This window comes from Nocardioides ochotonae (assembly GCF_011420305.2).
In the GTDB taxonomy this organism is placed as follows: Bacteria; Actinomycetota; Actinomycetes; order Propionibacteriales; family Nocardioidaceae; genus Nocardioides; species Nocardioides ochotonae.
On record NZ_CP061769.1, the window covers coordinates 1,609,937 to 1,627,769 of the forward strand.

General features: G+C 72.7%; 22 protein-coding genes. 13 read left to right on the plus strand and 9 right to left on the minus strand.

Annotated elements, in window-relative coordinates; all coding sequences use genetic code 11:
- The first annotated feature begins 86 nt into the window (after window positions 1-86).
- From HBO46_RS07795 to HBO46_RS07845, 11 genes are all read left to right on the plus strand, one after another.
- Window positions 87-950 carry a hypothetical protein gene (locus HBO46_RS07795; protein WP_166139787.1) on the plus strand — a complete coding sequence of 288 codons (864 nt, stop codon included), beginning with the start codon at window positions 87-89 and terminating at the stop codon, window positions 948-950.
- Window positions 947-1,678, plus strand: a complete 732-nt coding sequence (gene cpaB / locus HBO46_RS07800; RefSeq protein ID WP_166139788.1) for a Flp pilus assembly protein CpaB — start codon at window positions 947-949, stop codon at window positions 1,676-1,678. The genes HBO46_RS07795 and cpaB overlap by 4 nt, the downstream gene beginning before the upstream one ends.
- Window positions 1,675-3,228, plus strand: a complete 1,554-nt coding sequence (locus HBO46_RS07805) for an AAA family ATPase (protein WP_166139789.1) — start codon at window positions 1,675-1,677, stop codon at window positions 3,226-3,228. The genes cpaB and HBO46_RS07805 overlap by 4 nt, the downstream gene beginning before the upstream one ends.
- Window positions 3,225-3,578 carry a TadE/TadG family type IV pilus assembly protein gene (locus HBO46_RS07810; protein WP_166139790.1) on the plus strand — a complete coding sequence of 118 codons (354 nt, stop codon included), beginning with the start codon at window positions 3,225-3,227 and terminating at the stop codon, window positions 3,576-3,578. Before HBO46_RS07805 ends, HBO46_RS07810 begins: the two co-directional genes overlap by 4 nt.
- Window positions 3,575-4,954: a CpaF family protein gene (locus HBO46_RS07815; protein WP_207950354.1), complete on the plus strand. Its 1,380-nt coding sequence runs from the start codon at window positions 3,575-3,577 to the stop codon at window positions 4,952-4,954. Before HBO46_RS07810 ends, HBO46_RS07815 begins: the two co-directional genes overlap by 4 nt.
- Window positions 4,945-5,865, plus strand: a complete 921-nt coding sequence (locus tag HBO46_RS07820) for a type II secretion system F family protein (protein WP_166139791.1) — start codon at window positions 4,945-4,947, stop codon at window positions 5,863-5,865. The genes HBO46_RS07815 and HBO46_RS07820 overlap by 10 nt, the downstream gene beginning before the upstream one ends.
- The gene (locus tag HBO46_RS07825; protein ID WP_166139792.1) at window positions 5,862-6,773 is read left to right on the plus strand and encodes a type II secretion system F family protein; all 912 of its coding nucleotides are present in this window, start codon (window positions 5,862-5,864) and stop codon (window positions 6,771-6,773) included. Before HBO46_RS07820 ends, HBO46_RS07825 begins: the two co-directional genes overlap by 4 nt.
- Window positions 6,770-7,951 (plus strand): sensor histidine kinase, encoded by a 1,182-nt coding sequence (locus HBO46_RS07830; RefSeq protein ID WP_166139793.1) that lies wholly within the window; start codon window positions 6,770-6,772, stop codon window positions 7,949-7,951. Before HBO46_RS07825 ends, HBO46_RS07830 begins: the two co-directional genes overlap by 4 nt.
- The gene (locus HBO46_RS07835; protein WP_166139794.1) at window positions 7,944-8,633 is read left to right on the plus strand and encodes a response regulator; all 690 of its coding nucleotides are present in this window, start codon (window positions 7,944-7,946) and stop codon (window positions 8,631-8,633) included. The genes HBO46_RS07830 and HBO46_RS07835 overlap by 8 nt, the downstream gene beginning before the upstream one ends.
- Window positions 8,634-8,828: 195 nt before the next feature.
- A complete protein-coding gene (locus tag HBO46_RS07840) occupies window positions 8,829-9,041 on the plus strand; it encodes a hypothetical protein (RefSeq protein WP_166139795.1) in 213 nt (70 codons plus the stop codon).
- Between the two features lie 94 nt (window positions 9,042-9,135).
- Complete coding sequence (locus tag HBO46_RS07845) at window positions 9,136-9,825, plus strand: pilus assembly protein TadG-related protein (protein ID WP_166139796.1); 690 nt, start codon at window positions 9,136-9,138, stop codon at window positions 9,823-9,825.
- Between the two features lie 37 nt (window positions 9,826-9,862).
- Here HBO46_RS07845 and HBO46_RS07850 read toward each other — a convergent pair whose 3' ends face one another.
- The 4 genes from HBO46_RS07850 to HBO46_RS07865 form a co-directional block, all read right to left on the minus strand.
- Entirely contained in the window at window positions 9,863-10,408 is a 546-nt protein-coding gene (locus tag HBO46_RS07850; protein ID WP_166139797.1) for a hypothetical protein, read from the minus strand.
- Window positions 10,405-11,043 (minus strand): hypothetical protein, encoded by a 639-nt coding sequence (locus HBO46_RS07855; protein WP_166139798.1) that lies wholly within the window; start codon window positions 11,041-11,043, stop codon window positions 10,405-10,407. The genes HBO46_RS07850 and HBO46_RS07855 overlap by 4 nt, the downstream gene beginning before the upstream one ends.
- Window positions 11,040-12,416 carry a hypothetical protein gene (locus tag HBO46_RS07860; protein ID WP_166139799.1) on the minus strand — a complete coding sequence of 459 codons (1,377 nt, stop codon included), beginning with the start codon at window positions 12,414-12,416 and terminating at the stop codon, window positions 11,040-11,042. Before HBO46_RS07860 ends, HBO46_RS07855 begins: the two co-directional genes overlap by 4 nt.
- A 153-nt stretch (window positions 12,417-12,569) precedes the next feature.
- Window positions 12,570-12,980: a hypothetical protein gene (locus HBO46_RS07865; RefSeq protein WP_166139800.1), complete on the minus strand. Its 411-nt coding sequence runs from the start codon at window positions 12,978-12,980 to the stop codon at window positions 12,570-12,572.
- 78 nt (window positions 12,981-13,058) lie between these two features.
- Between HBO46_RS07865 and HBO46_RS07870 the strand changes: the two genes are divergently transcribed.
- Both HBO46_RS07870 and HBO46_RS07875 read left to right on the plus strand, forming a co-directional pair.
- A complete protein-coding gene (locus HBO46_RS07870) occupies window positions 13,059-13,433 on the plus strand; it encodes a DUF192 domain-containing protein (RefSeq protein WP_224769437.1) in 375 nt (124 codons plus the stop codon).
- Window positions 13,430-14,083 carry a prepilin peptidase gene (locus tag HBO46_RS07875; RefSeq protein ID WP_166139801.1) on the plus strand — a complete coding sequence of 218 codons (654 nt, stop codon included), beginning with the start codon at window positions 13,430-13,432 and terminating at the stop codon, window positions 14,081-14,083. The genes HBO46_RS07870 and HBO46_RS07875 overlap by 4 nt, the downstream gene beginning before the upstream one ends.
- Before the next feature lie 3 nt (window positions 14,084-14,086).
- On the opposite strand, the gene HBO46_RS07880 is transcribed toward HBO46_RS07875, so the two are convergent.
- The 5 genes from HBO46_RS07880 to HBO46_RS07900 form a co-directional block, all read right to left on the minus strand.
- Window positions 14,087-14,365 (minus strand): hypothetical protein, encoded by a 279-nt coding sequence (locus HBO46_RS07880; protein WP_166139802.1) that lies wholly within the window; start codon window positions 14,363-14,365, stop codon window positions 14,087-14,089.
- Between the two features lie 58 nt (window positions 14,366-14,423).
- Window positions 14,424-15,503, minus strand: coding sequence for an SGNH/GDSL hydrolase family protein (locus HBO46_RS07885; RefSeq protein WP_166139803.1), 1,080 nt, complete (start codon window positions 15,501-15,503; stop codon window positions 14,424-14,426).
- A gap of 1 nt (window position 15,504) precedes the next feature.
- A complete protein-coding gene (locus HBO46_RS07890) occupies window positions 15,505-16,131 on the minus strand; it encodes a hypothetical protein (RefSeq protein WP_166139804.1) in 627 nt (208 codons plus the stop codon).
- Between the two features lie 88 nt (window positions 16,132-16,219).
- Window positions 16,220-17,188: a serine/threonine-protein kinase gene (locus tag HBO46_RS07895; protein ID WP_224769438.1), complete on the minus strand. Its 969-nt coding sequence runs from the start codon at window positions 17,186-17,188 to the stop codon at window positions 16,220-16,222.
- Between the two features lie 104 nt (window positions 17,189-17,292).
- A complete protein-coding gene (locus HBO46_RS07900) occupies window positions 17,293-17,793 on the minus strand; it encodes a DNA-binding protein (protein ID WP_166139805.1) in 501 nt (166 codons plus the stop codon).
- Window positions 17,794-17,833 lie beyond the last annotated feature (40 nt).

Below are 17,833 nucleotides of genomic sequence, written 5' to 3' on the forward strand. Positions count from 1 at the left end.
GCGTGAGGAGGATACGTGAGGAGGAGACGGTCCGGGCCGTGACGACCGCGACGATTGGCGTGGGGCAAAGGGGGTAGGAAGCGCCCATGTCTCTTGTCGTCGCGATCATGGATGAGCAGCCCACAGGCTCCTTCCGGGGTGCGGCGTCGTGGGGGGAGTGGCAGGTGCACCCGCTCGCCGATCCCACGACGCTCGCCACCGATCCGCAGATCCTCTCCCCGCAGGTCCGCCATCTCCTGGTCCTGGCCCCGACCAGCGGCGCGCGGGCGGCCCACGTCGCCGCGTCGACCGTCGCCGCGGCGCGCCCGGAGCTCCCGGTGCGGGTGCTGACGTCCCCGGTGAGCGCCGCGGTGCGGATCCGGGCCGTGGAGGTGGCACCGGAGACCGGCTCCGCGAACGCGGTGTACGACTCGATCCTCGCTTGCCTCGACACGATGGTCTGGGGTGCCTGGCTCCCCTCGGTGGCTCGCCTCTCGAGCCCCGCTCCGACGCTGCGTCAGCACGTCCAGTCCTGGTTCACCGGCCCGGACGGCTTCCTGGCGGTGCACGGCGATCCCGGCTGGGTGGCCAGGCTGCCCCTCGGGGAGGTGGCACCCGAGCGTCGCCTGCGCCGGGTCCCCGCACCGGGCCTGGTCGCCGCGTCGTATGAGTGCCACGCCTACGGCGAGCTGCCCGAGGCCGCGATCTCCGCGCTGTTCGCGATGGGGCTGACCACCCGCCCCACGCGCCGCGAGCCGGTGGGCGACGTGGCTTCCGCCTGGGGCTCGGCGAAGGCCGTGGAGTTCGTGATCTCGCGCCCGGTCGCCCCCGGCGAGGCAGCGAGCGCCGCTCCGTCCCTGCACTGCCCCGCGTGCGAGGAGCCGGTGCGTGGTGAGACCTGTCCGTTCTGCCGCATCGCCGGCGAGTCCGCCGACCGTTTCGAGTCATCCCTTCGAGGAGTCACACGTTGAATGCACGTCAGCGGCGCGGTGTGCTGTTCCTGCTCACCGCGCTCGCCCTCTCCGTCGCGGTCTTCGTGGCCGTCAGCAGCTATGTCTCCCAGGTGGAGAGCCAGGTCGGCCCCAAGGTCACCGTCTACGAGGTCTCCGAGCCCGTCGACGCCTATCTCCCGCTCGGCGCCTCGAACGTCCGGGCCAAGGAGGTCCCGCGCCGGTGGGCGTCCCCGACGGCCGTGACCAGCCTGCGTGAGCTGGAGGGCCGTCGCGTCGGCTTCCAGCTCGCCGCGGGCACGGTCGTCACCTCGGACATGCTGATCCCGTCGACCGACCTCAGCCCGACCGAGCGCGAGATCGCGATCAACGTGGACAGCGTCACCGGCGTCGCGGGCCGGGTCCGGCCCGGGGACCGGGTGGACATCATCGCGGTGTTCGCCGACGTGCCTGGGCTGCCGAAGCAGGCGCGGGTGCTGGTCCGCGACGTCCGGATCGTCTCGATCGGCGGCCAGCAGACGGTCACGGTCGACACCGAGTCGACGGTGGGCACCGCCAAGGACGTGGTCCCGGTGACCCTGGCGCTGGAGCCGAAGAACGCGCTCTCGGTGACCTACGCGGCGGCGTTCGCACAGGAGGTCCGGCTGGTCGCCCTGCCGGGCGACGTCGGGGCCAACCGTGCCGACGAGATCGACGAGTTCGACGCCGAGGACCTCGGTGGCCGGGCCGTCCCGGAGGAGGCCCGATGACGAAGGTGGTGGTGGGGGCGGCCGACCAGGCCGTCGTCCGTGAGCTGAGGGCCCTCCTGGCGGAGATCGAGGGCACCGAGATCCTCTCGATCGTCGAGTCGAGCCACGAGCTGTCGGCGGTGGTGGCGCGGCTCAAGCCGGCGGTGGTGCTGCTGCACGACCAGCTCGGCCCGCAGTCGGCTCCCGACGTGGTGCGCGAGCTCGTGTTCCGCTCCCCGACGACCGGGGTGCTGGTCGTCAACTCCGGCATGGACGGCGACACCGCGCTGCTCGCGATGGAGGCCGGTGCCAAGGGCGTCGTGCGCTATCCGATGGGCTTCGACGACCTGCTGTCGCGATTCGAGGTCGCCCGTCAGTGGTCCGAGCGGATGTCGGGGCTGATCTCCGGTGCGGTGGCCGACACGGCCCGGGACCTCGGTCGGCACGGCCGGGTGACGGTGATCGCCGGCGCCAAGGGCGGCGTCGGCACGACCACGATCGCGACCCACATGGCGATCGACCTGCAGCGCAAGGTCCCCGGCACCAAGGTCTGCCTGGTCGACCTCGACCTCCAGGCCGGTGACGTCTCGGGCATCGTCGAGGCCCGTCAGCGGGTCTCGATCGCCGACGTGGCCAAGGTCGCCGAGGACCTCTCGGCCGCGACCATCCTCGATGCGCTCGTGCGCCACGAGTCCGGAGTGTCCCTGCTGCTGGCCCCGGTGCAGGTGCAGGAGTCCGAGTACGTCACCGCGAACGCGGTCCGGGCGATCCTCGGCCTGCTGCGCCAGGAGTTCGACGTCGTCCTCGTCGATGGCGGCTCGCACGCCACGCCTGCCCAGGCCGCGGCGATCGAGGTCGCGGACACCGCCGTGGTCGTGGTCACCCCCGACGTGCTGGCGATGCGCTCCTTCCGCCGCTCCGTGCAGGCGTGGGAGGGCCTCGGGGTGCGCTCGGAGCAGGAGCTGCACGTCGTGGTCAACAAGGTCTCCCGCGACGATGCGCTCACCTTCGACGCCGTGGGCAAGCTGACCTCGGCCAGCGTCGTGTCAACGTGGCTGCCGTCCGCGTTCCGCACCCTCGAGCGCAGCGTGAACTCCCGCAACCCCGACGAGGTCCGCGAGGCCACCTGGTGGTCGGCGCTGGAGCGGATCGGTGCGGAGATCGGGGTCGGTGGACAGTCACCGGTGGCGCCGGCCCCCGCCCGCACCCCGAGCCGCAAGGGACGTCGACGCGCGAAGGCCGAAGCGGGTCAGATCGCGGTCGAGACCGTGGCGCTGGTGCCGCTGGTCGCTCTCGTCTGCCTTCTCGCCTGGCAGGTCGGGCTCACCGCGCTCGCCTTCGTGTGGAACGGGCACGCGGCGAACGCTGCCACCCGCGCCCACGCCATCGGCCAGGACCCGTCCGTGGCCGCGCGCGACGCCGTACCCGACTCGATGCGCGACAGCGTTCGGGTGACGGTGCTCGGCGACGGCACCGTCAAGGTGTCGACGAAGGTGCCCGTCCTGTGCCCGGGCTGCGCCGCCCTGCCCAACGAGATCTCCCAGACCAGCGACGTGGTGGAGGAGCCGTGAGCACGTCACCCACCGGCCGGCAGACGCGGCGGCGTGAGCGCGGCAGCGTCTCCCTCGAGGTCGTCGGCCTGGTGCCGCTGCTGATCCTGGTCGCCCTCCTGGTCCTTCAGCTCGGGGTCGCGGGCTGGTCGGCGTCCCAGGCGCAGGAGGCGGCCCGGGCGGCTGCCCGCGCACAGAGCCTCGGGGAGGACCCGCTGGCGGCGGCAGTGGGTTCGCTTCCCGGCAGCCTCGAGGTCAAGGAGATCTCCACCTCGGGTGACTCGGTGACCCTCCGGGTCACGGTGCCGCGGGTCTCCCCGCTGCCGACCTTCACCGTGACCCGCGACGTCGCGATGGCGGTGGACAGGTGAGCGGCTACCGCGGCTTCGCCGGGGTCGACTCCACCGCGGGACCCGACGCGAGCTCGGGGGAGACCTCTGATGAGCTGCTGGTCCGCCGGCTGAAGAAGCTGCTCCTCGACGAGGTCGACCTCCACGAGCTGGGCCGGCTGGAGGAGTCGCAACGTCGCACCCGCCTGGAACGGGTCCTCAATCACCTGGTCTCAACCGAGGGCATCATCCTCAGCACCCGCGAGCGCACCAGCCTCGTACGCCGCGTGGTCGACGAGGCGGTCGGGCTCGGCGTGCTCGAGCCGATCCTGGCCGACCCGGCGGTCAGCGAAATCATGATCAACGGCCACGACATGGTCTACGTCGAGCGCTTCGGCGTGCTCGAGCGGATCCCGTCGGGCTTCACCAACAACGAGCAGCTGCTGCAGACCATCGACCGGATCGTCTCGACGGTCAACCGGCGGGTCGACGAGTCCAGCCCGATGGTCGACGCACGCCTGCCGCCGGACGCCCGCCTGCCGCGCGGGGCCCGCGTCAATGTCGTGCTGCCGCCGCTCGCGCTGCGCGGGCCCACGGTGACGATCCGGCTCTTCCCCCGCCGCTACGGCATGGAGGAGCTGGTGCAGCGCGGGGCGCTCGACGCGGCCACCGTCGAGCTGCTCGCCGCAGCCGTCCGGGCCCGGCTCAACATCGTCGTCTCCGGCGGCACCGCCTCGGGCAAGACCACGATGCTCAACGCCCTCTCGGCGTTCATCCCCGAGCGCGAGCGGATCGTCACCATCGAGGACGCCGCCGAGCTCGCTCTGGTGCAGGAGCACGTGGTCCAGATGGAGACCCGCCCGCCCAACGTGGAGGGTCGCGGCGCGGTCACCATCCGCGACCTGGTCCGCAACGCGCTGCGCATGCGCCCCGACCGCATCGTCGTCGGCGAGTGCCGCGGTGGCGAGGCGCTCGACATGCTGCAGGCGATGAACACCGGTCACGAGGGCTCCCTGACCACCGTGCACGCCAACACCACCGACGACGCACTCGCCCGCATGGAGACGATGGCGTCGATGTCGGAGGTGGAGGTCCCCTTCCACGCGCTGCGCGAGCAGGTCAACTCCTCCATCGACCTGGTCCTGCAGCTGGTGCGCACCCCCGACGGCACCCGCCGGGTGGTGGACCTGAGCTACCTGTCCTCGCGACGACGCGAGGACTTCTCCCTCAGCCGCCTGGTGCACTGGGACCCGCGGGCGATCGGCCCCTCCGGCACCGCGGGCGCCTTCATCCGGCACCCGGTGCACCCGGGCTTGGCCGACCGCCTCGAGGACCGCGGCGAGAAGCTGCCCGACGGCTTCGAGCGGGCCTTCGCCGGTGAGCACCTCGACGAAGGCGGGGGCGTGCCGTGGTCCTGATCGTCCTGCTGTGCGCGGTGGGGGCATCGGTCTGCGCGCTGCTCGGGATCGTCCACCTGACCTCGGTCACCACCGAGCGCCGGCGGATCGCCGCCGCGGTCACCGGCGACGAGCGCCTGGAGGACCAGCCGCTGCTGGAGCGCGCCAACCGGCGCTTCCGGCGCACCCGGCTGGGCCAGCTGGTCGAGCGTGAGCTCGTGCTCGCCGGCATCGACCAGCGCCCGTTGGTCGTCGTCCTGATCGCGGTCGCGGTCGGCTTCTCGACCGCCTACATCCTGTGGACCGCGCTCGCGCCGGTCTTCGGCATCCTCGGGCTCAGCGCCGGCGCCTTCGCGCTCCGCACGTTCATCCGGCGCGCGAAGGCCCGTCGCCTCGAGGCCTTCATCGTCCAGATGCCCGAGCTCGCGCGGGTGCTCGCCAACGCCACCAGCGCCGGGCTCTCGATCACCAGCGCGCTCGCGATCGCCGGCGAGGAGCTCAGCGCGCCCGCCGGCCCCGAGCTGCGCAACGTCGCGAGCTCGATCCGCTTCGGCACCGACCTGGTGACCGCCCTCGACGGGATGGGCAAGCGACTGCCCTCCCGCGAGGTCGCCGTCCTGCTCTCGACACTGGTCGTCTGCGCGCGCAGCGGTGGCTCGCTGGTCACCTCGCTGCGCGACATCGCCACCACCCTGGAGTCGCGCAAGGAGACCCGCCGCGAGATCCGCACGACGCTCGCCCAGGCGCTGGCCACGGGCTACCTCGTGATCGCGCTCGGCGTCGGGATGCTCTTCCTGCTCAACGGCCTCCAGCCCGGGTCGGTGGAGAAGATGACCGGCCACATCGTCGGTCAGATCGCGCTGATCGTCTCCGGGTCGCTCTTCGCACTCGGGTTCTACCTGATCCGCCGGATGACGAGGTTCGACATATGAGCCTCACCGTCCTGCTCCCCGGCCTCGCCCTGGCGACGGCGATGGTCCTGGCGCTGCGCGGCTATCGGCTGCTGCGCGCGGACCCCACCGAGGGACTGGGCCTCGAGGAGCTCATGGTGCTGCGCCCCGAGCAGCGCCGGTCCGCGAAGGGGGAGGGGCCGCTGGGGCGGCTCGCCACCCGGCTCGCGCCCTCGCTGCGACGGCGGCTCCCGGCACCGGTCGTCAAGTGGTTGCAGACCCAGGTCGACCTCGCCGGTCGCCCCGACGGGCTGAACGTCGACGGCGTGCTGCGCATGGTGCTGACCTGGGCGCTGATGCTCTCGCCGGTGTTCCTGCTCAGCCTCACCTCGGGCAACCTGCTGGGCCTGGCGCTGGCGGTGATCGCGCCGGTGATGATGCCCCTGGCGCGGCTCTCCCGGCTGCGTCGGGTGCGCACCGACGCCCTGGACCGCGACCTGCCGGACTTCCTCGACGTGCTCGCGGTCACGGTGACCGCCGGTGTGGGCTTCCGCCCGGCCCTGATGCGCGTCTCGGAGCGCTTCGGCGGTCCGCTCGCGGCCGAGATGCGGCTGGCGCTCAGCCAGGTGCAGCACGGCGCCACCCTGCGGGGCGCCTTCGAGCAGCTGCAGGAACGCAGCGACTCCGAGGCGCTGGGGCAGTTCGTCACGGCGTTCATCCAGTCCGACGAGCTGGGCGCCCCATTGGTCGAGGCGCTGAACCAGATCGCCGTCGACCAGCGCCGCGAGCATGCCCAGCGGCAGCGGCGCAAGGCGGCGCAGATCGCACCGCGGGTGACGCTGGTGACCACTGTCGTGCTCGTCCCCGCCACCCTCATCCTGCTGCTGGTCGGCCTGATCCTTGGGGCGGACGTCGACTTCGGCGAGGTGTTCGGGGGGTTCTCCGGATGACCTTCGACTCGATCGCCGCCGTCGAGGTCCGCGCCCTGGTGCGGCTCTCGTTCCTGCTGCGGATGATGACCCTGCTGGCAAGCCTGGCCGGCTACGTCGACCAGACCCTGACCCCGGTCGCGGTGGGTGGGATCTTCTTCCTCACCCTCACCAGCATGGCCGGGATCGCGGTCCCGACCGTGCCCGCCCTGCTCCAGCGCCACCCCTCGCTCGTCATGCTCGATGCTCTGGTGATGACCGGGCTGATGGTCGCGCTGGGAACCGACAACCCGCTGGTCCTGGTCGCCCTGAGCAGCTGCCTGGTGATCGGCCTCGCGCTGCCGACGCTCGCGGCAGCGTTGTCCACGGTGACGATGGTGAGCGGCTACCTGGTGGCGAGCCTCAGCGACGAGCGGGTCACCCCGACGTTCCTGGCCGACTACGGCTTCCCGCTGACCTTCGTCTTCGTCGTCGTGCTCGGCCAGGCCTTCCGGGTCCTCGCCGAGCGCAAGCGGCAGTCGGAGCGGGCGTTCGCCGAGCTGATCTCCAGCACGGTGACCGCCGAGGAGCGCGCGAGGCTGGCGCGCGAGTTGCACGACTCGACCGCCAAGACGCTGCAGGGGCTGGCGCTCTCGGCGCAGTCGCTCCCGCACTGGATCACCCATGACCCGGGGCGTGCCTGCGCGGAGGCGGAGGCGATCTCGACGTCGGCCTCCGAGGCGGTCCTCCAGCTGCGCAGCCTGCTGTCCACCCTGCGTCAGGACATGCTGGACCAGTCGTTCCACGAGTCCCTCGCCGCCCTGGCGCGGGACTGCACCCAGGACGCGCCGCAGGTGCGCCTGAGCCTCGATCTCGAGCCCGTCGAGCTGACCGCGCCGTCGGTGCGCTACGAGCTGCTGGCCGCGACACGGGAGGCGTTGCGCAACGCGCTCGCGCACTCCGGGTCGGATCGCGTGACGGTGCGGCTGCGCGCCGTCGACGACGAGGAGGTGCTGATCGAGGTGGCCGACAGCGGGTGCGGGTTCGCGATGGACATCCTGGCCGAGCGCGAGCGGCAGGGGCACTTCGGCGTGCGTGGCTACGCCGAGCGCCTCGAGCTGATCGGCGGGCGCGCGGAGGTCACCAGCGAGCCCGGCTCGGGCACCACGGTGCGGTTCGTCGCACCCCGGATGGGCCTGCGGGAGGGCACACATGTTTGAGGACCTGACCATCGCGGCGCCAGCGACGCCCACCGGGCCGACGCGCACGCTGATCGTGGACGACAACCCCGTCGTCCGCACGGGCCTGCGCAGCCTGCTGGAGAGCTCCGCGGAGATCGACGTGGTGGGGGAGGCCGGCGACGGCATCCTGGCGGAGTCGATGGTGCGCACCCTCAAGCCGGACGTGGTCCTGCTCGACGTGCGGATGCCGCGACGCGACGGCGTCCAGACCGCCCGCGCGATCGCCGGCGAGACCACCGTGATCATGCTGACCTTCACCGACGAGCCCGCCCACATCCGGGCCGCCCTGGCCGCGGGCGCGAGCGGCTACCTCGTGCACGGCTCGTTCGACGCCTCGACCCTCGTGCACACCGTCCGTCAGGCCGCCCTCGGCGCCGGGGCGTTCTCCCGGCAGGCGCTGGAGGCGATCCGGGACACCCAGGTCCCGCAGGACCTCGAGGAGGAGCGGCGCCGGCGTCAGCGCCAGTTCGAGCTCAGCGACCGGCAGGGCGAGCTGATGGAGCTGATCGCGCGTGGCATGACCAACGCCGAGATCGCGCGCGAGCTCTACCTCGCCGAGAAGACGGTGAAGAACCACGTCAACGCGATCTTCGCCAAGCTCGTGGTGACCAACCGCAGCGAGGCGATCGCGGTCTGGCTCGGCACCCGCACCCCCGGATAGCCGCCGGGCCCCGGAGTGGGCCTGGGGCTGGGCCTGGGAATGGGCCTGGCGGTGGGCCCGAGGGCCCGCGCCGATCGGCTCGCCCGCACCTAGGTTTTCAGTCGTCGGGGAGCACCGCACCGGCACCACCACAGGCTTGTGGCCCGCTCAGGGGACCGGGCCGCCGCACCACCCAACAGGAAGAGGTCGATCAGGATGAACAAGGTTCTCGAGGCACTGCTGATGTTCCAGGCCCACATGTTCGCCGCCCGCAAGGACGACGAGCGCGGACAGGGCACCCTGGAGTACGTCGGCATGATCATCGTCGCCGCCGGCATCGTGGTCCTGGTTCTGGAGGCCGCTGACGCCATCGACCTCGGCAAGGTCTTCTCCGACGCCGTCAAGTCCGTCACCGGCGAAGGCTCGTGATCTGAAGCGTCACCACTCCTCCACGCGGGTCCCGGATGATTCCGGGGCCCGCGTGGGCGTGTGTGCGGCCACCGAACTGGGAAGGTCTTGATCCATGCTGCTGCCCCGCTCGCACCGACGTCGTCGCGACGAGTCCGGTCAGGTCACCACCGGCCTGATCATCGCGGTGGTCGTCGCCCTGATCGCGGTCGCGATCTCGGGAGTCGCCCTGCTGGCCCGCGGCGTGGACGAGAAGTCCCAGGCGCAGAGCGCGGCCGACGCCGCCGCGCTGGCCGGCGCCGGCGCGCTGAGCGAGCTGCTGCCCCAGCTGCTGGCGATGATGACCTCGCGCGACGACCTCGGCGGCACCGCCGGGTGCGCGTTCGGCCAGGACCGGGCCAGCACCTATGCGCAGAAGAACGACGCCACCCTGACCGCCTACTGCTTCGACTTCCGGAGAGGCGAGGTGGAGGCCTCGGTCCAGATGAACGACCCGGTCAGCGACGAGATCGACGCCGCGGAGGCGCGCGCGGTCGCCAGCACCGGTCTCGACCTGTCGACGTGCTCGTGGAACGACGAGGACCCGCCGGAGCCCAGCCCGACCCCGACTCCCACGCCCGAGCCGTCCGACGGCCCGTCCGACGGGCCGACCGAGGACCCGGGTCCGCCGCCCCCGCCGCCGGACCGCGGCACGACGTTCACCTGCGGGCCGCTCACGGCCGAGTTCGTCATCGACGGCGAGACCGGTCGGCTGTCCTTCGTCGACCTCGAGCTCGACGGTCTCGAGCCCCGGCTGATCGACTAGCCCTTCCCCGGCGCGAACCGCTCGGGTCACGGAGTGCTCAGGGGCGGCGGCGGAGCACGACGAGCCCGCCGACCCCGACCGCGAGGAGCACCGGGGTGCCCAGGGCCGCCGTCACCCGGACAGCCGTGGCTGCGGTGCCGAACGTCGACGGCTCGGACAGCGCCACGGGCGCGATCCCCTGTACCTGCGTGCAGGCCAGCCGCGACCCGCGGGGGTAGGAGCCGACGCTGAACAACGGGTCGAGGCGCTGGTCGTCGAGGGTCACGGCCGGTGTCGAGACGACCTTGAGGTCCGACATCCTGGCGGCGCTCTGCTCCCGGCCGTCGCGGGTCAGCAGCCGACAGCCCAGCTCGGACGGCGCGACCCCGGCGTCCCCGGAGGCGCCGTACACGACGACCTGGGAGCCGAACAGCCCCGGATCGGGCAGGGCGATCTCGCGCGGGTCCTCGACGACGGTGACCTGCTCCGAGGTCGGGGACCCGGAGTCCACGGTGATCGCGACCAGCGTGGTCACCACGGCGCCGAGGAGGCAGGCGACAGCGCCCAGGCGCAGGAACAGGACCTGGGTGGGTCCGAGCCTCATGCGGCGGACGAGGCGTCCACCACGAAGGTGCGCAGGATCTTGCTGACCTCGGAGGTCTCGAACTCCTCCGACGGCGCGAGCGCGACCACGTTGAGGATGAGGCCGTCGTCGACCTGCTGGAGGAGCTGCCAGTAGGTCACCTCGACCCGGTCGCCGCCACTGGGGCGCGACTCCTTCCAGGTCACGAGGTACGCCGGCTCGAGCTCGTCGCCGGTGGACGGCACGGTGGAGCGCTCCACCTCGGCCTCCGGGCCGGCCGCGGCCTTCGAGGTCTCCAGGGCGAAGGACTGCTCGGACGCCGGCGTCTTCGGGTCTACGTCGCGGATGACCGCGACCCGCTGGGGGAGGTTCCGCGCCTGGGAGGGCTTCTCCAGCACGAGCATCGGCTCGCCGTTGGAGCTCGTGGTGCGCTGCTGCTGGAACTCGCCGGGCACGCCGATCGAGAAGCCCTCGCCCTCGACGGTGGAGTAGTCGCCGGGCAGGTCGATCATCGTGACGGCCATCGTGGGGCTCTCCGTGGGCTCGTAGACGGACTTCCTCGTGGCAGCGGAGTCCTGGGATCCGTTCCCGCAGCCGGACAGGGCGAGGACGAGAAGCCCGCCCACGACCGGTGCGGTCAGACGCCGACGTGTCATGCGCTGCAAGCCTCCCAGTTCGTCCACTGCGTGCCGTCCCAGTATTGCGCCCCGCTCGTGGTCATCGAGTCGGTCTTGTAGTCGACCGACGCCCCGAGCTCGATGCCCAGCTTGCCGCTCCCGTCGAAGCCGAAGACCGTGTTGCTCTCGGTGTCGTAGTCCTGCTGGGTGACGGTGCCGTCGGTCATCGCGGCCTGGACGAACCCCGGCGTGGCGAGGGCGCCGACGCTCGCGAGGGCGGGGTTCGTCCAGGCGCCCAGGCTGGAGACGCCCTGGGCCAGCAGGAACTGCTGGGCAGCGAGGCGGTTGGCCGGGTTGTCGGTGTCGAGCGTGGCCTGGAAGACGCGCATCGTGCTCTCCTGGTTGGCCAGGTCGGCGTCCGCGTCGCCGCCGAAGAGCGCCGAGGCGACGCCCGCGGACGACCCGGCCGCCGTGGCGGTGGTGGAGACCTGAACCATGTTGCCCTCCGCGTCGAAGGTCACGGCTGTCACGAGCTCGGCCGATCCCTCGAGCTTGGCGCCCTGGAACTGCGGCCCGTCGGTGTCGATGCCCAGGGACTGCAGGCCAGCCTCCCCGGTGACCTCGGACTTGAGGTAGACGGTGGTGGTGCCGTCACGGCTGGCGCGCGTACCGAGCACCTGGGAGGCGGTGAGGCCGGCGGAGACGTGGTCGGTGAGCCCGGTGGCCTCTGCGCTGGCGTTCAGCGAGATCCCGCCCTCGGCGTAGATCTCGTCGGGGACGGGGAGGTCCTTGCCGATCCCGGCCAGGTTGGTGACCCCGTCGGTGAGCCAGCGGAACGGGCCGCTCTTGCCGACGGTGGCGTCCTTGACCTGGTCCTGCGTGATCGCCTCCATCAGGTCGCCCATCTCGTCCTCGCTGACGTGGTAGACGGCGCCGGCCCGGAGGTCGACCGAGGCGCCGGCACCGGCGCTGGCGCTGCCGCCGACGGTCGTGTCGTTGACCGTGACGGTCAGCCCGCCGCCGACACCGACCGAGGCGCCCCCGCTCTCGCTGTCGGTCACGCTCACGCGGTACTCGCCGTTGCTGAGTCTCTGCACCTCGACGCGGCTCCCGTCCGCGGCCGTGAACACGAGGACGGAGATCTCGCGGTTGCGCTCCATGCCGTCCTGGGTGAGGACACAGGGCTCGGTGGGCTCGCGGGACTCCGGCGCGGACGCCGGCGGGGCGCAGCTTCCCTGGCCGAAGGTCACGACCTGGCACACCCAGTAGGAGTAGGTCTCGGCGATCCGGGAGCCCTGCGGCAGGGCCGCCAGCATCACCGCGAGGATCAGGGTCGCCGCGATGATCGCCACGCCGGTGGTCTCCAGCGTGGCCGCGCCGCGCTCGTGTCGCCGTTCGTCTGCGCCACCCATGGTCGTGCTCCTCCTGCTGTGGCGCCTCGGGGGCGCCGGTGTCCACGAGACCTCTGAGACAACCCGCTCGGCGGGCGCGGCGCGTAGGTCCCGGGACCCGTTCGCGGGCCCATCGGCCGGATCGGTCGTCATCGTCGTCCCCGGGTCCGGGGCTCAGCCGAGCTGGTACGGCGCCGGTGCGGCGGCGCTCGTGCGGACGTCGGCGGTGCGGGCAGCGGTCACGACGACGGCGATCCACAGCACCAGGTCGATGACGTACGACGCGGGGCCGGGGTCGACGACCAGCTGGCCCAGCAGCGCCCGGCCGGCCCAGGCGGCGGGGGAGAGGAGATAGGCGAGCAGGCCGCCGAGGGCAGCCGTCCCCAGCAGCCCGGGGCCGTCGTACGCTCCGCGCATGACGAGCCGGGTGAGCATGACGAGCACGAGGACGGTGAGCACGCTGCGCAGCACCACAGTCGCGGTCGCGCTGCCGGCCGCGAGGGTGAGCAGGACGGCGGCGAGCCCCGCGACGAGGGCCCCGAGGGCGAGTGCGACGGCGAGTCGCGCGGTCCGGGCGAGGTCCATCGGTGGTCCCAGGGTTCCTTCCGGTCGTCGTGTCCTGCCCGCGGAGCGTGCCACCGCGCCGACCTGCGTAAACCTCCGGTGAGCCGCGACCAGCGGGTCTTCGGTCCGGGGGACCGGGTGTTGCTGCGCGACGGGGTCCCGGTGGCACCGCTCGCGGTCGCCGACACCGCGCGCGCCCGCCGTCGGGGACTGCTCGGGACCGATCGGGTGGTCGGAGCGCTGTGGATCACGCGGTGCCCGTCGGTGCACATGATCGGCATGCGCTACCCGATCGACGTGGCGGTGGTCGACCGCGACGGGCGGGTGCTGCACGTCGCGACACTGCGCAGGCTCACCGGCATGACCCGCTTCCGCCTCCGCGCCAGCGCGACCATCGAGGCGGCGGTCGGGTCGATGGCCGCCTGGGGCGTGCAGCGCGGGTCCGTCCTCACGATCGGCGAGCCGGCTCCGTGACGGTCGCGATCGCCACGGCGTGCGCCCTGATCGCCGGGCTCGCCCTGCAGGCGCGGCTCGCGCGGGCGGGTTATCGCTACGACGACGAGCGGCACCTGCCCCGGCGCGGTTGCCGATGGGTGGCACCGGTGCTCGCGGTGGCGGTCGGTCTCCTGGCGTGGCGGGCCGAGGGCCAGCTGGTCGTGCTCGTCGGGTACGCCGTGGTCCTCGCCTGGATGGCCGGCCTCGCCGTCATCGACCTCGACGTGCGCCGGCTCCCCGACCGCTGGACGCTGCCGAGCTACCCCGCGGCCGCGGTGCTGCTGGCCGGGTGCACCTGGGCGAGCGAGATCGGATGGGCGGCGTGGGTGACGGCGCTGGTCTGCGGGGTCGTGAACGGTGCGGTGCACCTGCTCCTGGCCGTGCTGAACCCCGCCGGGCTGGGGCTCGGCGACGTGAAGCTGGCGGTCACGCTCGGCATGGTGACCGGCTGGTTCGGCTGGCCCGCGGCATTCGCGGCGTTCCTCGGCGCGTTCTGCCTGGGGCTCGTGGTCGGGCTCCTCGCCGCGGTCCGCACCGGCGCCGGTCGCAAGGCGACCTTCCCGTTCGGGCCCTCGATGCTCGGCGCAGCCGCGCTCGTCGTGCTCCTGGCGGTCCCGTCCGTGGCGTGAGTGCTAGCCGGCCAGGTCGATCACGAGCGCGGCCGCGCCGAGGAGCAGCGCCAGGACGGCTGCCGCGGCGGCCGCGCGGCGGTGCCGGGCGCCGAGCAGCGCGCCGACCGCGAGCACAGCGCCCAGGACCGCCGGGAGCACGACCTGCTCGCCCCGCGCGGCGTCCTCCAGGGCGCGAGGAGTGCCCTCGACGTGCAGCCCGAGGACCAGTGCGTGCAACACCAGCAGCAGGCAGCCGACCAGGCTGACCAGGGCGGTCGCGCGGACCAGACCGGGGCTCACGGCACCACACTCCTCGTTCGCGGAGCGCACAGCCTAGGCCGTGTGCCGACGGGGTCGGTCACGGGTAGCGCGGGTCCACGAGCTGCTGCTGCACCAGGTCGGCGATCGCGGCGTGGCCGGCGGCGTTGGGGTGGAAGCTGCTCGGGTTGGCGATCGCGAACCCGGGTCCGCCCAGGTCGAGGTCGTTGATCCACGGGTCGTCGCTGCCGATGCCGTGCCCGTCGAAGGCCTGGGTCGGGTCCACGAACTCGACGCCGGCCTCCTGCGCGGCAGCGGCGAGCATCGCGTTGAGGTCGCCCGCCACCTCGTTCATCCAGACCTGGTCCTCGGCGAAGAGCAGGTTGCCGTAGTTGTCGGAGGGATCGGTCACGAACAGCGGCGGATAGCCCACGATGATCACCCGGGCGTTCGGGGCCTTCTCCTTGATCTCGCGGTAGCGGTCGACCAGCTCGTCGTGGAGCCGGGTCAGCTCATCCTCGATGCGTTGGTCGTGCTTGGCCTGGCAGGTGTTCGGCCCGACGCCGCGCTGGCCGTTGATGATGCAGTCCGTGACGACGTCGGCGAAGCCGAGGTCGTTGCCGCCCATCGTCATGGTCACCAGTGAGGTCTCGTCGCTGAGCGCGTCGTACTGCGGGTCCTCGCCGGTGTTGTCGTGGTTGGGGTTGTCGAGGTGGTCGGCGACGGCGCCCGAGCAGGCGACGAAGCTGGACCCGCCGGCGAACTCGTTGTTGCCGGTGACCACCTGGGAGTAGGCGTGCGCGGAGCGGTGGCAGCGGTTGCGGTCCTCCTCGTGGTCGTTGTAGCGCCACAGGTCGACGCGGTCGTCGTAGTCGGTGCCCTCCTCGTAGTCCCAGGCGCCCTCGCCGGAGGAGTAGCTGTCGCCGAGGGCGACGTACTCGCCGCTGGTGGCCTGGTCCAGCGGCGTCTCGCCGTGGCCCGGGACGGTGCAGCCGTCCCGCTCGACGACGCTGCACACGGCCTCGGTGAAGGCATCGCGGGCCGCGCCGCCGGCGGGGGAGACCAGCAGGCCCAGCACCAGGAAGCCGGCCAGGATCGTGGCGCCGACGTACTCGAGGGTGCCGGCGCCCCGCTCCCCACGGACGGGAGTGGTACGGCGCGGGGCGCGGACGGCGGTCATGTCAGCCGACCCTCGGCAGGGCGGCCGCCGCGCGGACGAGGACGGAGGGGTCCGGGGTGTCGCGGAGGGCGTAGGACATCAACGTGATCGCCGAGTCGCCGGAGCGGACCACCAGCACGTCGGCGGTGACGGGGAGGTCGCCCTGGCTGGTCTGGCGCCAGGCGGCGCTGTCGGCCGGGGCGCCCTTGACCGTGAGCGGCTCGACGGAGAACCGCGCCTCCGGGCTGTCGGGTCGGTTGCCGCGCGCGGTGTAGCCCGTGCAGTCGGCGAGGGCGGTGCGCAGGTCGGTGAGGACGTCGGCGATCACGTCGGTGCGGTAGACCCGAACGTGCTGCTCCAGGAACGGGCCGAAGGGCCCCTGGGAGAACCGCAGGCTGCTGGCGCGCGCCGGCGTCTCCGGCTCGAGGTCGACCCCGCAGACGGTCAGGCGGTAGTCGAGGCCCTGGGAGTTGCTGTCGCCCCAGCCGGCGGGCAGCGCCTCGGATGTGATCAGGAAGTCGGTGCTGCGGGTGGCCGGGTCGTCCGCCGACGTGTCGGCGGGGGTGTCGGTTCCGCAGGAGGACAGCAGGACGGCGACGCCGAGGGCGGCCGCGAGACGGGCGAGAGGACGTGCGGGTGGCCTGGTCACGGCGCCGACGCTAGGGCGGTCGTGCGGCGCGTCACTGGGTCCTGGGTCCCAGATGCGGGCCCGCGCGTCGGGGCTGGCTGGGCGGGGCTCAGCCCAGGAGCAGGACGGCGGAGAGCACCAGGAGGGCCACGCCGGTGGCGGCGAGGAGGCCGATGGTGAGCCCGGACGCCGCCGGCATGGGCGTGGCCTCGTCCATCGCGCTCAGCACGGTGGTCGGCGCCGGTGCCGGGCCGACGACCTCGCGGTGCTCCGGGCCGGCGAACTGGTCGAGGACCTCGACCTCGCCGGGGTCCCAGTCGGCGGGCAGGCCGGCCCGCACCGCCGCCAGCTCCTCCAGCAGGGCACTCGCGCTCGCGGGCCTGCGCTCCGGGTCGGGGTCGGCGGCGGCACGCAGCACTGTGCCCAGAGGGGTCTGGGGCAGCTCCGTGGCCAGGAACGGCGGGGGATGGCCGAGCAGCATCTCCAGACCGACGATCGCCACCGAGAAGACGTCCTGGCGGGGGTCGGGATCCGCGCCGGCCAGCTGCTCGGGTGCCATGTAGCCGGGCGTGCCGAGGGTGGTCGAGGACAGCGTCATCCGGGGCTGGTCGATCGGGACCGCGATACCGAAGTCGGTCAGCCGCACGTGCGGTCGGCGCGCGCCGGTCGGCTCGAGCAGCAGGTTCGCGGGCTTGACGTCGCGGTGCACCACCCGTGCGGCGTGCACGGCCACCAGCGCCGACAGGGTCTGCTCGAGGATCGCGACGACCCAGGTCTCCGGGAGCGGACCCCAGTCGCCGATCAGGGTCGCCACCGAGCCGCCGCGCACCAGCGGCATCGTGAAGAGGACGGAGTCGTCCTCGCCCGACCAGCTCAGCGGGGTGACCACGTGGGGGTGGTGGATGCGTGTGGACTGCTCCCGCATGAACCGCAGCAGCGAGCCGGCGTCGCTGTGCTTGAGGACCTTGGCCGCCTTGACCTCCCCGTCCTGCTGGTCGCGGACGATCCAGACCGACCCCATCGCGCCGTCGGCGATCGGATCGAGCAGCTCGTAGCGGCGGGCGAAGACGGGGTTCACCGGCTCCACCGCGGGGCGCGATCGCGCGGCGAGGGACCCGCGGGCGGCAGCATGGCGGTCATCGTACGCAGACCGGGCCCGCTGATCGAGCACTCGGACCTGCGTCACACCACGTGGCTGATCGCGGCGAAGTGCCGGGCCGCGTCGGCCTCGCTGCCGGTGCCGTAGACCCGCACGAGCTCGGCCAGGCCGGGCGCCACGTCGGCCAGTGCCTCGGCGGCCCGGTCCAGCTCCTGGCCCGAGGCGACCGCGCGGAGCGCCCGGCGGATGATCTCGGTGGGCTCCGTCACGTGGACGAACTGGCTGGTGGACAGGGTGCTGTGGTGGGTGCGGATCTCCTCGAGGCGGCGCTGGACCGCGTCCACGGGAAGCGCCGGGGCGTCCTCGACCAGGACGAGCAGCCGCTGCAGGCGGGCCAGCGCGAGCGGGTTGCCGATCTTCACGCGATGACCGCTGACCAGCTGCGACAGCATCGGAGGGCTGAGGCCGAGGATCTGCGCCACCCGCGCCTGGTTCAGGTCCAGGCCCGCGGTGACCCGGCGTACCAAGGTGCCGATCGGCTCGCCGTACAGCCGCCGCTGCTCCTCGATCTTCTCCGCTTCCATCGCTCGCCCCCTCTCTGCGAGCGTAGACCCGCGGTGTTCG

Coding starts and splice junctions, on each gene's coding strand:
- HBO46_RS07795 (WP_166139787.1), top strand. CDS start 87: ATGTCTCTTGTCGTCGCGATCATGGATGAGCAGCCCACAGGCTCCTTC.
- HBO46_RS07805 (WP_166139789.1), top strand. CDS start 1,675: ATGACGAAGGTGGTGGTGGGGGCGGCCGACCAGGCCGTCGTCCGTGAG.
- HBO46_RS07825 (WP_166139792.1), top strand. CDS start 5,862: ATGAGCCTCACCGTCCTGCTCCCCGGCCTCGCCCTGGCGACGGCGATG.
- HBO46_RS07830 (WP_166139793.1), top strand. CDS start 6,770: ATGACCTTCGACTCGATCGCCGCCGTCGAGGTCCGCGCCCTGGTGCGG.
- HBO46_RS07835 (WP_166139794.1), top strand. CDS start 7,944: ATGTTTGAGGACCTGACCATCGCGGCGCCAGCGACGCCCACCGGGCCG.
- HBO46_RS07840 (WP_166139795.1), top strand. CDS start 8,829: ATGAACAAGGTTCTCGAGGCACTGCTGATGTTCCAGGCCCACATGTTC.
- HBO46_RS07845 (WP_166139796.1), top strand. CDS start 9,136: ATGCTGCTGCCCCGCTCGCACCGACGTCGTCGCGACGAGTCCGGTCAG.
- HBO46_RS07850 (WP_166139797.1), bottom strand. CDS start 10,408: ATGAGGCTCGGACCCACCCAGGTCCTGTTCCTGCGCCTGGGCGCTGTC.
- HBO46_RS07855 (WP_166139798.1), bottom strand. CDS start 11,043: ATGACACGTCGGCGTCTGACCGCACCGGTCGTGGGCGGGCTTCTCGTC.
- HBO46_RS07860 (WP_166139799.1), bottom strand. CDS start 12,416: ATGGGTGGCGCAGACGAACGGCGACACGAGCGCGGCGCGGCCACGCTG.
- HBO46_RS07865 (WP_166139800.1), bottom strand. CDS start 12,980: ATGGACCTCGCCCGGACCGCGCGACTCGCCGTCGCACTCGCCCTCGGG.
- HBO46_RS07885 (WP_166139803.1), bottom strand. CDS start 15,503: ATGACCGCCGTCCGCGCCCCGCGCCGTACCACTCCCGTCCGTGGGGAG.
- HBO46_RS07900 (WP_166139805.1), bottom strand. CDS start 17,793: ATGGAAGCGGAGAAGATCGAGGAGCAGCGGCGGCTGTACGGCGAGCCG.